The organism is Marmoricola sp. URHA0025 HA25 (genome assembly GCF_054059435.1).
Map to the genome: position 1 here is coordinate 2859154 of NZ_JBSSCD010000001.1, position 15499 is coordinate 2874652.

Sequence of the window (15499 nt, forward strand, 5' to 3'; positions counted from 1 at the left end):
CGACAGGCTCGACCACCGGCGGTTGAGCCTGTCGAAACCCGGTGACCCAGGCAGAGAGGCGCGTCAGACGCTCAGCGCCCGGGCCCGTCGCCGGTTGTTCAGCTCGCTGCTGATCACGATCGCGATCGCGATCACGAACATCAGCGTGCCGATCACGTTGACCTGCATCGGCACTCCGCGTTGCGCGGCGCCCCACACGAACATCGGGAAGGTCGTGGTCTGGCCGGCGTTCAGGTTGGTGATGATGAAGTCGTCGAAGGACAGCGAGAAGCTCAGCAGGGCCGCCCCGAGGATGCCTGGCAGCGCGAGCGGGAAGGTCACCCGCCAGAAGGTCTGCCTCTCGTCCGCGTAGAGGTCCATCGCCGCCTGCTCGAGGTTGTCGTCCAGCCCCGCCAGCCGAGCGCGCACGGTGACGATCACGAACGACAGGCAGAACATCACGTGCGCCACGAAGATCGTCCAGAAGCCGAGCCGGCCGCCGAACCCGGTCGACACGAACAGGGCCAGCAGCGAGGACCCCATCACGATCTCGGGCGACGCCATCGGCAGGAAGATCACGGTGTTGGCGATCCCTCGGCCGGTGAAGTCGTGCCGCACCAGGCCGAACGCGGCCATGCTCCCGATGATCGTGGCGACCAACGTGGCGAGCAGGCCGATCCCGACGCTCAGCCCGACCGCGTGGCACATGCCGGCCGGCCCGCAGGGGTGCGCCCAGTTGTGCAGCGTGAAACCCCGGAAGGCGTAGACGTTCTTGGACTTGCCCGGGTCGTTGAAGCTCATCAGGACGACGACGGCGATCGGGACGAACATGTAGGCCAGCACCAGCAGCCCCAGCCCGAGCACCAGGTGCGCGCGGATCCATCGTCCGGCGCTCGCGAGCGGGCTCATACGAGGTCCTCCGTGCCGATCTTGCGGATGTAGGCGAGGACCATCGCGATGATGATCACCATCACGATCAGCGACAGCGCGCCGGCGGTGGCGTAGTCCTGGCTGGACGTGAACAGGCTCTGGATGACGTTGCCGACCATGCGCTCTCCGGGGCTGCCGAGCAGCTGGGCGTTGATGTAGTCGCCGGCGGCCGGGATGAAGGTGAGCAACGTCCCGGCGACGACGCCGGGAAGGGAGAGCGGCCACGTCACCTTGAAGAACGCCTTGAACGGCGACGCGTACAGGTCGCTGGCCGCTTCCACGAGCCGGCCGTCGATCTTCTCGAGGCTGGCGTACAGCGGGAGCACCATGAAGGGCAGGAAGTTGTACACGATGCCCGCCACCACCGCGATCCAGGTGTTCAGGAGCCGGCCGTCGTGGCCGAGGATGTGCAGGTGCTGGAGCGTGGACACCACGAACCCGTGGTCGGCGAGGATCAGCTTCCACGACAGCGTCCGGAGCAGGAAGCTGGTGAAGAACGGGGCGATGACCAGGACCAGGAGCAGGTTGCGCCACCGGCCGGCCCTGAACGCGATCGCGTACGCGAGCACGTAGCCGATCACCAGGCAGATGAGGGTCGCGAGGCCGGCGTACCAGAGTGAGCGCAGCAGCTCGGCGTGGTAGTCCTTCAGTGCCGTCCCGAAGTTCGCGACGTGGTAGCTCACCTTGTAGCCGGTGAGGACCGATCCGTTGGGGTCGAAGAGGCTCGCGGAGACCAGCGAGTAGAAGGGGACCACGAAGAACAGGCCGAGCCAGATGGCTCCGGGCGCCAGGAGCCAGTACCCCGTCCATCGGCTGCCGCCGACGCGCTTCGCGCTGTTCTCCGCCGCCCGCGCCGGCGCGGTGAGCGCCGCCATCAGTCGTCCTCGATCCCGGCATTGACGTCCTGGGTCGCGTCGAGGAGGAACGCGTACTCCGGGCGCCAGGAGAGGTCGACCTTCTCGCCGTACGCGAAGATCTTGCGGCGCCCGGTGTTCTGCTCGAAGACCTGGAGCTCCTGGCCCCAGGGCATCCGGACCAGGTACTGGGTGCTCACCCCGACGAAGCTCACGTCGGTGACGATCCCGCCCTCGAGGTGGTTCCCCGGCGCGTCGATGTCCTCGCCAACCTCGGCGATGAGGACCTTCTCCGGCCTGATCCCGACCCAGCCGGCGTCACCGTCGACGTGCGAGCGGTCCGTCGGGACCGACACCATGATCCCGTGCATGTCGACCCTGACGGTGTCGCGCTCGCGTCCGAGGACCTTGCCGGCGATCAGGTTCGACTGACCGAGGAAGTTGGCGACGAACGTCGTCCTCGGGTTCTCGTACAGCTCGGCAGGCGCGCCCATCTGCTCGATCACGCCGCCGTTCATCACCGCCACGGTGTCGGCCATGGTCATGGCCTCCTCCTGGTCGTGGGTGACGTGGACGAACGTGAGCCCCACCTCGGTCTGGATCCGCTTGAGCTCGATCTGCATGGCGCGGCGGAGCTTCAGGTCGAGCGCACCCAGGGGCTCGTCGAGGAGCAGTACGTCGGGCCGGTTGACCAGTGCCCGGGCGAGTGCGACCCGTTGCTGCTGGCCGCCGGACAGCTGCTGCGGCTTCTTCCGCGCCTGGCCCCCGAGCTCGACGAGGTCGAGGATGTCGCCGACCTGCTTGTCCACCTCGGCCGACCTGCGCCGGCGCAGCCCGAAGGCGACGTTCTCGTAGACGTCGAGGTGCGGGAAGAGGGCGTAGCTCTGGAAGACCGTGTTGACCGGCCGCTGATAGGGCTTGGCGTAGGTGATGTCGGTGTCGCCGACGCGGATCGTGCCGGAGGTCGGCGTCTCCAGCCCGGCGACCATCCGCAGCGTGGTGGTCTTGCCGCAACCGGAAGGGCCGAGGAGCGCGAAGAACGACCCGTGGGCGACGTCGAGATCGAGCGACTTCACCGCGGTGAACGACGCGAACTCCTTGGTGACCTGGGAGAGGTGCAGGCTGCGGCTGCCCTCAGACGCCTGTGACATTGGAGAACTGCCTTTCGTACTCGCGGGTCTGGTACTCCTTGAGCGCCATGAACCGGTGCGTCGTCTTGAGGGTCTCCTCGGTGGGGAAGATCAGCGGGTTGTCGACGTTGTCCTTGTCGACCTTCTCCATCGCCTGCTGGGCGCCCTTCACCGGGCAGATGTACTGGTTGTAGTCGGCGAGCCGGGCCGCGACCTCGGGGTCGTAGTAGTAGTCGATCCACTTCTCGGCGTTCGCCTGGTGGCTCGCGAGGTTCGGGATCAGCATGTTGTCGGCCCAGATCATCATGCCCTCCTCGGGAGGGACGAAGACCAGGTTGTCGTCGCCCGCGTTGGCGATGTCGCCGGACCAGGCCTCGCAGGCGAGCACGTTGCCGGCGGACAGGTCCTGGACGTAGTCGTTGCCGGTGAACCGGCGGATCTGGTGGTCGCTGGTGGCCCGGGTCAGCGCCTCCATGGCGACGCTCCACTCGTGGTCGGTGAACTTCGCCGGGTCGGCACCCTGGCTGAGCATGATCAGCCCCATCGTGTCGCGAAGCTCGGTCAGCATCGTGACGCGGCCCTTGAGGTCCTTGCGGTTCAGCAGCTCGCCGTACGACTTCACCGGCTTCTTCAGGTACTTCTTGTTGTACGCGAGTCCGGTGAGCCCGCTCTGCCACGGAGCGGAGTACTTCCGCTCCGGGTCCCACGCCGGGTGCGCGAGCGAGTCGATGATGTTCTCGTGCAGGTTCGGCACCTTGCCGGCATCGATGGGCTGGATCCACCCGACGTCGATGACCCGCGCTGCCATCCAGTCGGTCAGCACGATCATGTCGCGCTTGGTCGACTGGCAGGACCCGAGCTGGTTCTTCACCTTCGCGAAGAACTCCTCGTTGTCGTTGACGTCGTCGGTGTAGCTGACCTTGATGCCGGTCTTGGTCTCGAAGTCGTCGAGCGTCGAGGGCTGCTTCTTGGTCGCCTCGTCGATGTAGAGCGGCCAGTTCGAGATCACGAACCGCTTGTCGCGCGCCGACTCGTCGACCGCGCTGCAACGCCTCGGGTCCTGGGTCAGCCCACCGGTGCCGAACGCCGGCAGGACCGCCACGCTGCCGACCGCGAACGCTGCCCCGGCCGCGCCCTTGAGCACTGATCGGCGGCTGACCCCGAGTGTGCTGACCACGGAACCTCCCTCTGTGATTGCGAGGATCGTGACACGCGAGCCCGGTCTCGACAAGGGATTCCGTTGTGAATATCTCATTTCACAACGAAAACCGCTGCGTTGCGCTTGCCCTCCGCCCGCCGGAGGTGAACCATGTGCCGCATGGCCGAGAACGCGGAGTCCCCGTCGGGGCGACACACCCACCTCGACGAGGTCTCCAAGGCGATCATCGAGCAGCTCCAGCAGGACGGCCGGCGCGCCTACGCGAAGATCGGCCAGGCAGTGGGTCTGTCGGAAGCCGCCGTGCGCCAGCGGGTCCAGCGCCTGATCGACAGCGGGGTCATGCAGATCGTCGCGGTGACCGACCCGATGGAGCTCGGCTTCGCCCGCCAGGCGATGATCGGCCTCACGGTCGAGGGCCCGCTCGAGCCGGTCGCGGACGCGCTGGCCGAGATGGAGGAGATCGAGTACGTCGTGATCACCGCCGGTGGCTTCGACATCCTCGTCGAAGCGGTGTGCGAGAGCGACGAGCACCTGCTGTCCGTGCTCTCCTCACGGATCCGCGCGATCCCGGGCGTCCGCGGCACCGAGACGTTCGTCTACCTGAAGCTGCGCAAGCAGACGTACTCCTGGGGTGTGCGCTGAGCGTCCCGCCGTCCCTCTGGCACGACACCGCGGACGACGACTTCCGTCCGCGCCCCGCACTGTCCGGCCCCGCGGCGTACGACGTCGCGATCGTGGGTGCCGGGTTCACCGGTCTCTGGACGGCCTACTACCTGGTCAGGGCCGACCCGACGCTGCGGGTCGCCGTGCTCGAGGCAGAGGTCGCCGGGTTCGGTGCCTCGGGCCGCAACGGCGGCTGGTGCAGCGCACTGTTCCCGACGCCGTGGCCGACCCTCGTGCGCCGCTCCTCGCCGGCCGAGGCGCTCCGGCTCCACCGGGCCATGGCCGACACCGTCGTCGAGGTCGGCAAGGTCGCCGAGTCGGAGGGCATCGACGCGCACTACGAGCGTGGCGGCACCGTGACGCTGGCCCGGTCGGCGGCACAGCTGACGCGTCTGCGCGGTGAGGTGGCCGCGGCATGCGAGCGCGGGTTCGGCGAGGCCGATCTGACGCTGCTCTCCGGCGACGAGGCGCGGGCCCGGCTCGGCGCGACGGACGTCCTGGGCGGCATGTTCACCCCGCACTGTGCTGCCGTCCACCCGGCGCGGCTGGTCCGCGGCCTCGCGCGCACGGTGGCTGCGTGCGGTGTCGCCCTGTTCGAGCAGACCCCAGTCCGGGAGATCGGGCCTGGCTTCGCCCGCACCGACGCCGGCCGGGTCACCGCGGACGTGGTCGTCCGCGCGACCGAGGGCTACACCCCGCAGCTGCCCGGCGCCCGGCGATCGATCGCGCCGGTGTACTCGCTGATGGTCGCCACCCAGCCCCTTCCGGACGCGGTGTGGGACACGATCGGGCTGTCCGGCCGGCCGACCTTCAGCGACGGCCGGCACGTGATCGTCTACGGCCAGCGCACCGCGGACGGGCGGCTGGCGTTCGGCGGGCGCGGCGCGCCGTACCACTTCGGCTCGCGGGTGCGCCCGTCGCAGGACCAGGCGCCACGGGTGTTCGCGAAGCTTCGTCGGACACTGGCCGAGCTCCTCCCCCAGCTCGGCGACGTGCGGTTCACCCATGCCTGGGGCGGACCGCTCGGCATCGCCCGCGACTGGTCGGCGTCGGTCGGCCTGGACCGGCGTACCGGCCTCGCGTGGGCGGGCGGGTACGTCGGCGACGGCGTCGGCACCAGCAACCTCGCCGGCCGCACGCTCGCCGATCTCGTCCTCGGCCGCGACAGCGATCTGGTCACGCTGCCGTGGGTCGACCACCGCAGCCGCGCGTGGGAGCCGGAGCCGCTGCGCTGGCTCGGCATCAACGCCGGCCTCCAGGCCATGCGCCTCGCCGACTGGGAGGAGCGCCGCACCGGACGCCCGAGCGTGGTCGCACGCGCGATGGCGCCACTCATCCACGGCTAGGGCCTCGGAGCTCCGCGGCACCGATTATCGAGATGTGCGGCACACCCGCCGCCTCTAGGGTCGAGACATGGCGAACCAGACGATCGGCCTCTCCGATGACCTCGCTGCCTACGTCCGTGAGGTGGGCGTCCGCGAGCCGGACGTCCTCGCGCGGCTGCGCGAGGAGACTGCCACCCTCCCGCGGCACGGCATGCAGATCGCGCCCGAGGAGGGGGCATTCCTGGCGATGCTGGTCGAGCTGGTCGGGGCACGACGATGCATCGAGGTCGGGACGTTCACCGGCTACTCCTCGCTGGCCGTGGCGCGCGCGCTTCCCGACGACGGGACACTGCTCTGCTGCGACGTGTCGGAGGAGTGGACCTCCCTGGCCCGCCGCTACTGGGATGAGGCGGGGGTCAGCAGCAAGATCGACCTCCGGATCGCGCCGGCCTCGGAGACGCTGGCGGAGGTCATCGCGGCGGGCGAGCAGGCGACGTACGACTTCGCGTTCATCGACGCCGACAAGAGCGGGTACGACGGCTACTACGAGCAGCTGCTCCAGCTCGTCCGGCCGGGCGGCCTGATCGCGATCGACAACACGCTCTGGGGCGGAGAGGTGCTCGACGCGGACACCGACGACGCGGACACGCGCGCCCTGCGCGCGCTCAACGAGAAGCTGTCGACCGACGAGCGCATCTCACTGTGTCTCCTGCCCGTGGCTGACGGCGTCACGCTCGCCCGCAAGCGCTGAGGCCATCGGTCGTTGCGCCTGTCGAAACCCAACCGCCGTGCTCAGCGGAAGGTGAGCCAGCTGCCGACGATCCCGGGGATCAGGCCGAGGAGCAGCCAGGCAGAGAGCGGCGAGCGCCGGTGGATCGCCCTGGCGACGGCCACCGCCATCACCCCGAAGGCCGCGGCGATGACGTTCAGGCCGACCTGGGCGCCGGCGCCGCGCTCCTCGGGCAGGAACATCGCCGCCAGGATCAGGCCCGCCGACATGTGCAGGATCGTGGTGACCGCGAGCGCGGACAGCACCCATTGCTGAACGGTGGTCAGTCGTTGCCGCTCGGCTGCGAGATCACGTGGGCGCCGCGGAGCATCCGGGTCGATCAGGTGCCGCGGTCGCTTCCGCGGCGCGGTCGACTCGGCCGAGACCGGCAGGCTGTGATCGTTCGAGGTAGTCATCTGTAGGGAGAACGTCCGGCACGAGCGGGCCATGCCCGGACCCGCCGTGACCGCAGTCACCACGTTCGGCGGGTTGAGCCTGTCGAAACCCTCGACCACCTGTGGTCGGCACCCTGCCCAACCTCACCAGGTCTCGACTGATCGCTCGCTGGCGCTCGCTGCTCGACCACCCTTCGGTTGAGCCGGTCCAGGCGGCGCGGTGGTTGAGCCTGTCAAAACCCTCGACCACCTGTGGTCGGCACCCTGCCCAACCTCACCGGGTCTCGACTGATCGCTCGCTGGCGCTCGCTGCTCGACCACCCTGTGGCTGGTTCGGCTCCGGTGGTTGAGCCTGTCGAAACCCTCGCCAGGTCTCGACTGATCGCTCGCTGGCGCTCGCTGCTCGACCACCCTGTGGCTGGTTCGGCTCCGGTGGTTGAGCCTGTCGAAACCCATACCCGGTCTCGACTGATCGCTCGCTGGCGCTCGCTGCGCGACCACCCTTCGGTTGAGCCGGTCGAGGTGCCCCGGTGGGGGAGCCGGTCGAGGCGGCGCGGTGGTTGAGCCTGTCGAAACCCTCGACCACCTGTGGTCGACACCTGTTCGGGTGCTTGCGTCGAAGGCGCCGAATGTCTGCTCGCTCGTCGGGCACTTGGCGACGCATGGACAGTGAGCCGGAAGGATCTCTCGGGCTCTGGGCGGTGCCCCGGGTCGTCGTGGTGACCCAGTTCGTCGCCGGAGCAGTGTTCCTGTTGATGGCGCTGGTCAACCTGGCTGGCTCCGAGCCCAGTGGCTGGGAGCGTTTCCTCGGCGTGGCGGCGGCTCTCGTCGCAGGGATGGCCTTCGGGGTCGCCGGCAGCCTGCGGGCTCTCGGGCGCATGGTGCGCCGCCACATGGACGCGTGGCATCCCGACGTCCCCGCCCCGGAGGCACGACGCACCGGGGTCACACCCGTCGAGCGGTGATCCCGCCGCTCGGCACGTCCCGGCCGGCTCCCCGCCGGTCCCTGTTTGCGTGATTCGTCTCGATTCGCAAAGGTGGAGACCATGGTCGGTCGCATCCCAGTCCTCGATGTGACGCCCGTCGTGGAGCACGGGCGCTACCCGGCCAAGGCCTCGGTCGGCGAGGAGTTCTCGGTCACCGCCCTCGTGTTCCGTGAAGGCCACGACCAGCTCGGTGCGGATGTGGTCCTCACCGACCCCGACGGCGTACGCCGACCCCCCGTGCGCATGCGCGAGGTGCCCGAGCAGGTCAGCCGGATGGCGGCGACGGTCGCCGCCGACGCGCCGGGTGGATGGACGTTCTCGATCCAGTCCTGGAGCGACCCGCTCGCGACCTGGCTGCACGACGCGGGCATCAAGATCCGGGCCGAGGTGGACGTCGAGCTGATGTTCACCGAAGGGGTCCTGCTGCTCGATCGCCTGCTCGGCCAGCTCGACGGCACCGAGGTGAAGGGCAACCCGGCGAAGAAGGCCCTGACCACGGCCCGCAAGACGGTCGCAGCGGCGATCAAGGCGCTCGACGACGACTCCCGGCCGGTCGCGGCCCGCCTCGCGGTCGCCGAGAGCCCCGAGCTGAGTGCGGTCTTCGCGGCGCACCCGCTGCGCGACCTGCTCACGGTCGAGGGGCCCTATCCGCTCCAGGTCGACCGCCAGCGGGCGCTGTTCAGCAGCTGGTACGAGTTCTTCCCCCGCTCGGAGGGGGCGTACGTCGACGACGACGGCGTGGTCCACTCCGGCACCTTCGCGACGGCGGCCCAGCGCCTCGACGCGGTGGCGGCGATGGGCTTCGACGTCATCTACCTCCCGCCGATCCACCCGATCGGCGAGGTCAACCGGAAGGGCAGGAACAACACCCTCAATCCCGGGCCCGAGGATGTCGGCTCACCCTGGGCCATCGGGTCGAAGAAGGGCGGCCACGACGCCGTCCACCCCGATCTCGGCAAGCTGCGCGACTTCGATGCGTTCGTGAGGCGCGCGAAGCAGCTGGGCCTGGAGGTCGCCCTCGACCTCGCACTGCAGGCTGCGCCGGACCATCCCTGGGCCAAGAAGCACCAGGAATGGTTCACGACCCGGGCCGACGGCTCGGTCGCCTACGCCGAGAACCCGCCGAAGAAGTACCAGGACATCTACCCCGTCAACTTCGACAACGACCCCGAGGGCATCTACCAGGAGGTCCTGCGGATCGTCCGGCACTGGATGAAGCACGGCGTGCGCATCTTCCGGGTCGACAACCCGCACACCAAGCCGGTGCCGTTCTGGGAGCGTCTGCTCGGCGAGATCCGCGAGACCGATCCCGACGTGCTGTTCCTCTCCGAGGCGTTCACCAAGCCGCCGATGATGCACGCGCTCGGCAAGGTCGGCTTCCACCAGAGCTACACGTACTTCACATGGCGCACGACGCGCGAGGAGGTCGAGTCGTACTTCCACGAGGTCGCGCACGACAGCGCACACTTCATGCGGCCGAACTTCTTCGTCAACACCCCGGACATCCTCCACGAGTTCCTCCAGTACGGCGGGCCGCCGGCGTTCAAGATCCGCGCTGTGCTCGCCGCGACCGGGTCCCCGAGCTGGGGCGTCTACGCCGGCTACGAGCTGTGCGAGCGCGTCGCCGTGAAGCCGGGGAGCGAGGAGTACCTCGACTCGGAGAAGTACCAGATCCGGATCCGCGACTGGGAGGCCGCCGAGGCCGAGGGACGCTCCCTGGCGCCCTACCTGACCCGCCTCAACGAGATCCGCCGTGCCCACCCTGCGCTGCAGCAGCTGCGCAACCTGACGGTGCACGCGAGCGAGGACCCCGACATCGTGGTGTTCAGCAAGGGCCGGGTCTCGACAGGCTCGACCACCGGAGGCGGCTCGACCACCCCAGCCGGCTCGACCACCGAAGGTGACGGCGACTGCGTCGTCGTGGTGGTCAACGTCGACCCGCACAGCGCGCACGCGACCGTCGCACACCTCGACCTGGCCGCGCTCGGACTGCCACCCGGGGCCCGGTTCGACGTGCACGACGAGCTCAGCGACCAGACGTGGGTCTGGGGCTCCGACAACTACGTCCGGCTCGACCCGGCGGTCGAGGTCGCGCACGTCTTCAGCGTGAGGAGCAGGGTTTGACGCAGGTGGCAGCTCGCGACGACGAGGAGGGCGCGCTCTCGATCGAGCCCGAGTGGTTCAAGACAGCGGTGTTCTACGAGGTCCTGGTCCGCAGCTTCAAGGACTCCGACGGCGACGGTGTCGGCGACTTCCGGGGACTGATCGAGAAGCTCGACTACCTGCACTGGCTCGGCGTCGACTGCCTCTGGATCCCGCCGTTCTTCACATCTCCGCTCCGCGACGGCGGCTACGACGTCGCCGACTTCACCGGCATCCAGCCCGAGTGCGGCACCGTCGACGACTTCCACGCACTTCTCGACGCCGCCCACTCGCGCGGCATCCGGGTGATCATCGACTTCGTCATGAACCACACCAGTGACCAGCACGAGTGGTTCCAGGCGAGTCGCAGCGACCCGGACGGACCCTACGGAGACTTCTACGTCTGGTCCGACACCGACGAGCTCTACGAGGAAGCCCGGATCATCTTCGTCGACACCGAGCCGTCGAACTGGACCTGGGACCCCGTGCGCCAGCAGTACTTCTGGCACCGCTTCTTCTCCCACCAGCCGGACCTCAACTTCGACAACCCCAAGGTCCACGACGCGATCCTCGAGGCGATGTCGTTCTGGCTCGGCATGGGCCTCGACGGCTTCCGCCTCGACGCGGTCCCGTACCTCTACGAGCGCCCGGGCACCAACGGGGAGAACCTGAAGGAGACCCACGAGTTCCTCAAGAAGGTGCGCTCCTTCGTCGACGACAACTACCCGGGCACCGTCCTGCTCTGCGAGGCAAACCAGTGGCCGAGCGACGTCGTGGAGTACTTCGGTGACGCGACGGTCGGCGGCGACGAGTGCCACATGGCCTTCCACTTCCCGGTGATGCCCCGCATCTTCATGGCCGTGCGCCGCGAGTCGCGGTTCCCGATCTCCGAGATCATGGAGCAGACGCCGCCGATCCCCGCGGGCTGCCAGTGGGGCATCTTCCTGCGCAACCACGACGAGCTGACCCTGGAGATGGTCACCGACGACGACCGCGACTACATGTGGTCCGAGTACGCCACCGACCCCCGAATGAAGGCCAACATCGGCATCCGCCGGCGACTCGCGCCGCTGCTCGACAACGACACCAACCGGATGGAGCTGTTCACCGCCCTGCTGCTCTCGCTCCCCGGCTCACCGGTGCTCTACTACGGCGACGAGATCGGGATGGGCGACAACATCTGGCTCGGTGACCGCGACGGCGTACGCACTCCGATGCAGTGGACGTCCGACCGCAACGGCGGCTACTCCGTGGCGACGCCGGGCAGGCTGCACCTCCCGCCGATCCAGGATCCGGTTTACGGGTACCAGGCAGTCAATGTGGAAGCCGAGCTCGACAACTCCTCCTCGCTGCTGCACTGGACGCGGCGGATGATCCACGCGCGCAAGCAGCACCCGTGCTTCGGGCAGGGCGACTTCGGCGACCTCGGCGGGTCGAACCCCTCAGTGCTCTCCTACGTCCGGGAGCACACCTACGCGACCGAGGACGGCGGGAAGGCCACCGACACCGTCCTGTGCGTCAACAACCTGTCCCGGTTCGCGCAGCCGGTCGAGCTGGACCTGCGGCGGTGGGAGGGCGTGGTCCCGATCGAGCTCCTCGGCGGCGTCCGCTTCCCGCAGATCGGCGAGCTCCCGTACCTCCTCACTCTCGGTGGCTACGGCTTCTACTGGATCCGGCTCCCCGAGCCCGAGGACGGTGACTCCGATGACGCATGAGGACGCACGCAACAAGTCGCTGACCCTGTGGGTCGGGGACGCCCGCTGGTTCGGCGGCAAGGGCCGTGACTTCGAGATCACCGCGGTGCGCGAGATCCCGCTCGCCGACGGCGTCACGACCACGCTGGTCACGGTCAGCTACGCCGACGGGGGCAGCGACCTCTACCAGGTGCCGATCTCGTCGTACGACGACCCGCAGGAGCGCCTCGGCCACGCGATGATCGGCGACTGGGACGACCGGTTCCACTACGACGCCGTGCACGACCGCGAGGCGATGCACGGCTGGCTCGCAGCCTTCGCGGTCGCCACCCCGTCCTCCCCCCACGGCTCCTTCCACCGCGTCGAGGACCGTGAGCTCGACCTGGACTCGCACTCGACGCTGTTCTCGGGCGAGCAGAGCAACTCCTCGGTCGCCTTCGGCGAGGACAGCCTGATGAAGGTCTTCCGGCGGATCACTCCCGGCACCAATCCCGACATCGAGGTGCACGAGGCGCTCACCCGCGCCGGCAACACCCACGTCGCGCAGCTCTACGGCTACGTCGCCGCCGACGACCTGCACCTGGCGATGCTGCAGCAGTTCCTCCGCACCGCGAGCGACGGCTGGGACCTCGCCCTGGTCAGTGCCCGCAACCTGTTCGCCGAGGGCGACCTCCACGCCGACGAGGTCGGCGGCGACTTCGCCGGAGAGGCCTACCGTCTCGGTGCGGCCGTCGCCGAGGTGCACGAGTTGCTCGCCGAGGAGTTCCCGACCGAGGTGATGGACCTGACGGGAACGGCCGCCGGCATGCGCGACAGGTTGACGGCTGCGCTCGATGTCGCGCCAGGGCTCGCCGAGCACCGCGACGGCCTCCTCGAGCGATTCGACGCGATCGCGGCGATCGCTCCGGGCCCCCACCGCGCGCAGCGCGTCCACGGTGACCTCCACCTCGGCCAGACGCTGCGCACGTCTCTGGGCTGGAAGCTCGTCGACTTCGAGGGCGAGCCCGCCAAGGACCTCTCCGAGCGCCGGCTGCCCGACTCCGGGTGGCGTGACGTCGCCGGCATGCTTCGGTCCTTCGACTACGCCGCGCGCGCAGTGGCCCGCGACATGTCGCCGACCGACGACGACGAGGCCGCCCAGATCGCCTACCGCGCCGAGGAGTGGGTCACCCGCAACACCACCGCGTTCCTCGACGGCTACGTCGGCCAGCGCGACGCGCCGCTGGACGACGACGAACGCGCGCTCATCACCGCCTACGTCGCCGACAAGGCCGTCTACGAGGCGGTCTACGAGACCCGCAACCGGCCGACCTGGCTGGACATCCCGCTCGTCGCCCTGCACCGCATCGCCGAAGGCACCACCGAGTACGCAACGTCGATCCCAGGCACGGAGTCCCGATGACCCGACCCGCACCGAACGTCCCCGACCAGAAGCGGCCCGCCCACCACCGCGAGCCGACCGCTCCCCCGGCGCCGCCCGCCGAACCGCCCGCGCACCGGGAGCGCACCCAGCCCGACGGCACTCCCCTCGTGTCGCCGCTCGGCGACCTCGACCTGCACCTGATCGGCGAGGGCAAGCACCACCGGCTCTGGGAAGCGCTCGGGGCCCAGCTCCACGGTGACGGAGCCCGGTTCTCGGTGTGGGCGCCCAACGCCCGCGAGGTCCGGCTGATCGGCGACTTCAACGGCTGGGACCGCTCCACGATGCCGATGCAGCGGCGGCCGGAGTCGGGCGTCTGGGAGGTGGTGGTCCCCGGTGTGAAGTCCGGTGCCCGCTACAAGTACGTCGTGGCCGGCGCCGACGGCGAGTGGCGTGACAAGGCCGACCCGATGGCCCAGCACACCGGCGTACCCCCCGAGCAGCACTCGGTGGTCTTCGAGACCCGGCACACCTGGGCCGACGACGAGTGGATGGCCGCACGAGCGGGGCTCGCCGACCCGGCCCGGCCGATGTCGGTCTACGAGGTGCACCTCGCCTCGTGGCGCAAGCACCTGGACGGCTCTTGGTACGGCTACGACGCGCTGGCCGACGCGCTCGTCGAGTACGTCGTCGACATGGGATTCACCCACGTGGAGTTCCTGCCGGTGATGGAGCACCCGTTCGGCGGCTCGTGGGGCTACCAGGTGACGTCGTACTACGCGCCCACCTCGCGCTTCGGTGACCCCGACGGCTTCCGCCGGCTCGTCGACCGGCTCCACCAGGCCGGCGTCGGCGTGATCCTGGACTGGGTGCCCGCGCACTTCCCGAAGGACGAGTTCGCGCTCGCGCGCTTCGACGGCACCCCGCTCTACGAGGACCCGAACCCGCTCCGCGGCGAGCACCCCGACTGGGGCACGCTGGTCTTCAACTTCGGCCGGCTCGAGGTGCGCAACTTCCTCATCGCCAACGCGCTGTACTGGATGGAGGAGTTCCACGTCGACGCGCTGCGGGTCGACGCGGTCGCCTCGATGCTCTACCTGGACTACTCGCGCGGTGCCGGCCAGTGGAGCCCGAACGTCCACGGTGGCCGGGAGAACCTCGAGGCGGTGGCGTTCCTGCAGGACCTCAACCGCGCAGTCGACCACCACGTGCCCGGCGGCCTGGTGATCGCCGAGGAGTCCACGTCGTGGCCCGGCGTCACCACGTCCACCGACGACGGCGGCCTCGGCTTCGGGCTGAAGTGGAACATGGGCTGGATGCACGACTCCCTGAGCTACGTGCAGCGCGACCCGATGTACCGCTCCCACCACCACGGGCAGCTCACCTTCAGCCTGGTCTATGCCTGGTCGGAGCGCTACGTGCTGCCGATAAGCCACGACGAGGTCGTGCACGGCAAGGGCTCGCTGCTGCGCAAGATGCCGGGCGACCGGTGGAAGCAGCTGGCCGGCGTACGCGCCTTCCTGGGCTACCAGTGGGCCCACCCGGGCAAGCAGCTGTTGTTCATGGGCACGGAGTTCGCCCAGGAGGGCGAGTGGGCCGAGTCCCGCGAGCTGGACTGGCAGCTGCTCCAGGACCCCGGCCACGCGGGTGTCCAGCAGCTGGTGCGCGACCTCAACCGGACGTACGCCGACTCGAGGGCACTGTGGACCCAGGACCACATCCCCGGCGGGTTCCAGTGGCTGATCGCCGACGACGCCGCCGCCAATGTCATCGCGTTCGTGCGGTGGGGCAACCAGGGAGAGGCGCTGGTGTGCGTCTGCAACTTCTCCGGGATGCCGCACGAGGGCTACCGGCTGCCGCTGCCGGCCGCCGGCGAGTGGCGTGAGGTGGTGAACACCGATGCCGAGGTGTACGCCGGGTCCGGCGTCGGCAACCTCGGCGCCGTCACTGCGCACGACGAGCCGCACCACGGCCAGCCCGCCAGCGCCTCGGTCCGGCTGCCCCCGCTCGCCACCCTCTGGCTGGCGCCGGCACCCGCCCCCGGTGGCTGAGCCCGCCCGAGAACCGCACTCCGGTGGTTGAGCCTGTCGAAACCCCCTCCCGAGCCTCGACA

13 protein-coding genes are annotated in these 15499 nt (G+C 69.3%); 8 read left to right on the forward strand and 5 right to left on the reverse strand.

Translation table 11 applies throughout. The features are described from left to right. Window positions 1–63 precede the first annotated feature (63 nt). Genes ACVW00_RS14035 through ACVW00_RS14050 form a run of 4 tightly spaced genes read right to left on the reverse strand, consistent with a single transcriptional unit; the run spans window position 64 to window position 4070 of the window. Complete coding sequence (locus ACVW00_RS14035) at window positions 64–888, reverse strand: ABC transporter permease (protein ID WP_457111518.1); 825 nt, start codon at window positions 886–888, stop codon at window positions 64–66. Beyond that, entirely contained in the window at window positions 885–1784 is a 900-nt protein-coding gene (locus ACVW00_RS14040) for an ABC transporter permease (RefSeq protein WP_457111519.1), read from the reverse strand. Before ACVW00_RS14040 ends, ACVW00_RS14035 begins: the two co-directional genes overlap by 4 nt. Continuing rightward, the gene (locus ACVW00_RS14045) at window positions 1784–2914 is read right to left on the reverse strand and encodes an ABC transporter ATP-binding protein (RefSeq protein WP_457111520.1); all 1131 of its coding nucleotides are present in this window, start codon (window positions 2912–2914) and stop codon (window positions 1784–1786) included. The genes ACVW00_RS14040 and ACVW00_RS14045 overlap by 1 nt, the downstream gene beginning before the upstream one ends. Further along, window positions 2898–4070 carry a polyamine ABC transporter substrate-binding protein gene (locus ACVW00_RS14050; RefSeq protein WP_457111521.1) on the reverse strand — a complete coding sequence of 391 codons (1173 nt, stop codon included), beginning with the start codon at window positions 4068–4070 and terminating at the stop codon, window positions 2898–2900. Before ACVW00_RS14050 ends, ACVW00_RS14045 begins: the two co-directional genes overlap by 17 nt. A gap of 141 nt (window positions 4071–4211) precedes the next feature. Here ACVW00_RS14050 and ACVW00_RS14055 point away from each other — a divergent pair, with 141 nt between their 5' ends. The 3 genes from ACVW00_RS14055 to ACVW00_RS14065 all read left to right on the forward strand — a co-directional run bounded on the left by ACVW00_RS14055 (window position 4212) and on the right by ACVW00_RS14065 (window position 6791). Further along, window positions 4212–4694, forward strand: coding sequence for an Lrp/AsnC family transcriptional regulator (locus ACVW00_RS14055; RefSeq protein WP_457111522.1), 483 nt, complete (start codon window positions 4212–4214; stop codon window positions 4692–4694). Between the two features lie 59 nt (window positions 4695–4753). After that, window positions 4754–6061, forward strand: a complete 1308-nt coding sequence (locus ACVW00_RS14060) for an NAD(P)/FAD-dependent oxidoreductase (protein WP_457113115.1) — start codon at window positions 4754–4756, stop codon at window positions 6059–6061. A 67-nt stretch (window positions 6062–6128) separates the two neighbouring features. Next, a complete protein-coding gene (locus ACVW00_RS14065; protein WP_457111523.1) occupies window positions 6129–6791 on the forward strand; it encodes a class I SAM-dependent methyltransferase in 663 nt (220 codons plus the stop codon). A gap of 41 nt (window positions 6792–6832) precedes the next feature. Here ACVW00_RS14065 and ACVW00_RS14070 read toward each other — a convergent pair whose 3' ends face one another. After that, window positions 6833–7225 (reverse strand): hypothetical protein, encoded by a 393-nt coding sequence (locus tag ACVW00_RS14070; RefSeq protein WP_457111524.1) that lies wholly within the window; start codon window positions 7223–7225, stop codon window positions 6833–6835. A 641-nt stretch (window positions 7226–7866) separates the two neighbouring features. On the opposite strand from ACVW00_RS14070, the gene ACVW00_RS14075 reads away from it, so the two are divergent. From ACVW00_RS14075 to glgB, 5 genes are all read left to right on the forward strand, one after another. Beyond that, window positions 7867–8169, forward strand: a complete 303-nt coding sequence (locus ACVW00_RS14075) for a hypothetical protein (RefSeq protein ID WP_457111525.1) — start codon at window positions 7867–7869, stop codon at window positions 8167–8169. Between the two features lie 81 nt (window positions 8170–8250). After that, a complete protein-coding gene (locus ACVW00_RS14080) occupies window positions 8251–10314 on the forward strand; it encodes an alpha-1,4-glucan--maltose-1-phosphate maltosyltransferase (protein WP_457111526.1) in 2064 nt (687 codons plus the stop codon). Beyond that, on the forward strand, window positions 10311–12047 hold the full coding sequence (treS, locus tag ACVW00_RS14085; protein ID WP_457111527.1) for a maltose alpha-D-glucosyltransferase: 1737 nt from the start codon (window positions 10311–10313) through the stop codon (window positions 12045–12047). Before ACVW00_RS14080 ends, treS begins: the two co-directional genes overlap by 4 nt. After that, window positions 12037–13428 carry a maltokinase N-terminal cap-like domain-containing protein gene (locus ACVW00_RS14090; protein ID WP_457111528.1) on the forward strand — a complete coding sequence of 464 codons (1392 nt, stop codon included), beginning with the start codon at window positions 12037–12039 and terminating at the stop codon, window positions 13426–13428. The genes treS and ACVW00_RS14090 overlap by 11 nt, the downstream gene beginning before the upstream one ends. After that, complete coding sequence (glgB, locus tag ACVW00_RS14095) at window positions 13425–15437, forward strand: 1,4-alpha-glucan branching protein GlgB (protein WP_457111529.1); 2013 nt, start codon at window positions 13425–13427, stop codon at window positions 15435–15437. Before ACVW00_RS14090 ends, glgB begins: the two co-directional genes overlap by 4 nt. Window positions 15438–15499 lie beyond the last annotated feature (62 nt).